Source organism: Oceanobacillus sp. AG, assembly GCF_009746545.1.
GTDB classification, from domain to species: Bacteria; Bacillota; Bacilli; order Bacillales; family Amphibacillaceae; genus Oceanobacillus; species Oceanobacillus indicireducens.
Window position 1 is genome coordinate 1 of record NZ_WOWT01000075.1, and the last position, 1,439, is coordinate 1,439.

Genomic DNA, 1,439 nt, shown 5'->3' on the forward strand with positions numbered 1-1,439 from the left:
TGGTATGTCAACACTAAACCAAACAATTTTTTTAAGGAGTATAAACTTTTTATGCGCGTTAAATAAAATACTCTCTAATGAAAATAGCTGTATCTGTTCATCACTTGACTCGGAGCCTCTGCGGGCGTGATTTAAAAGCCAGGAAGCCAGCCAATTTAAAAACCACGCTGGCATACCGGATAAGGCTATCACGCCCGCCTCTCCAAGTAAAGTGGTCGCATTGAAGTTAGATAGCGGTCTGCTCTGATTTCTGTTGGAGCTTGTACTCTCTTGGTGTTAAATAATCTAATGACTCGTGGATGCGAATGTTATTAAACCAATTGACGTAATCAAACAATTCAAGATCTAACTCTTTCTGGCTTGAGAAAACGGCTCCTTTCACGAATTCTGTTTTAATTGATTTAAAGGTTGCTTCAGCGACTGCGTTGTCATATGGTGTACCTTTATTACTTAATGATCTGTCAATACCAAATGTAGCCAGCGCCTCATCAATTAATTGATTTTTAAACTCACTGCCTCGGTCCGTGTGAAATAGTTCAAGGTTGATTAAATTGTAGGGTACCGTCGCAAAAGCACGCTGAACCAACTTTGCATCTTTATTTGGACCCGCACTGTGGCCGATGATTTCACGGTTATGCAAGTCAACGAGGACACAAATGTAATGCCATTTTTGTTGCACGCGAACATACGTTAAGTCACTGACCACAACTTTTAATGGCTTATCCTGGGTGAATTCACGGTCTAGCACATTGCCGACATCAGATTCATTCACCGTTGATTTCTGGGGCTTAAACTGGGCAACCGTATATTTTGAAACGAGGCCTTCCGTTTTCATAATTCTGCCGATCCGACGGCGGGAGATCTGCCAGCCTTTCTCTTGAAGTTTCTTTTTGATTTTTCTTTGCCCATATGCCTGTTTGTTTTCATGGAAGATTTCCACAATTAGTTTCGTAAGTTTCTTTTCTTCTTTTTTATCTCGTTCTTTTGCTTCATAATAATACGTACTTCTTGGGATTTGTAGGACGTCGCACATTGCTGATATCGAGTATTTGTGTTGATTATTACGAATCACATCTACTTTCGTCCCATTATCAGCGCGGCTTGCTTTAAAATATCATTTTCCATCGCAAGTCTTTGGTTTTCTTTGCGTAACTTAATTAATTCTTCCTGTTCAGGGGTTCGATTATCCTTTTCTTCAAACGAACCAGAATTACTGTACTGGCTAACCCATCGATCAAAAGAAGACGGTGTCAGCTCATATTCCTTAATAATCTCAGATCTTGGCTTACCTGAAGCATGCAGCTGGACGATTTGTTCTTTAAACTCTTTTGTGAATGTTCTTCGTGTTCTTTTGGTCATTACTGATTCTCCTCCTACTAATTGTTGAGTTCAGTTTATATGACCTTAAAATATTTGTCTAACTAAGTGTAACCGATGCA

The 1,439-nt window shown here is 39.5% G+C and carries 1 protein-coding gene; it reads right to left on the minus strand.

The features are described 5' to 3' along the window. Nucleotides 1-226: 226 nt before the first annotated feature. A protein-coding gene (locus tag GN217_RS18515; RefSeq protein ID WP_156858114.1) for an IS3 family transposase occupies nt 227-1,359 on the minus strand; the annotation gives its coding sequence in 2 pieces (ribosomal slippage) (nt 227-1,110 and nt 1,110-1,359; 1,134 coding nt in all). Nucleotides 1,360-1,439: the final 80 nt, after the last annotated feature.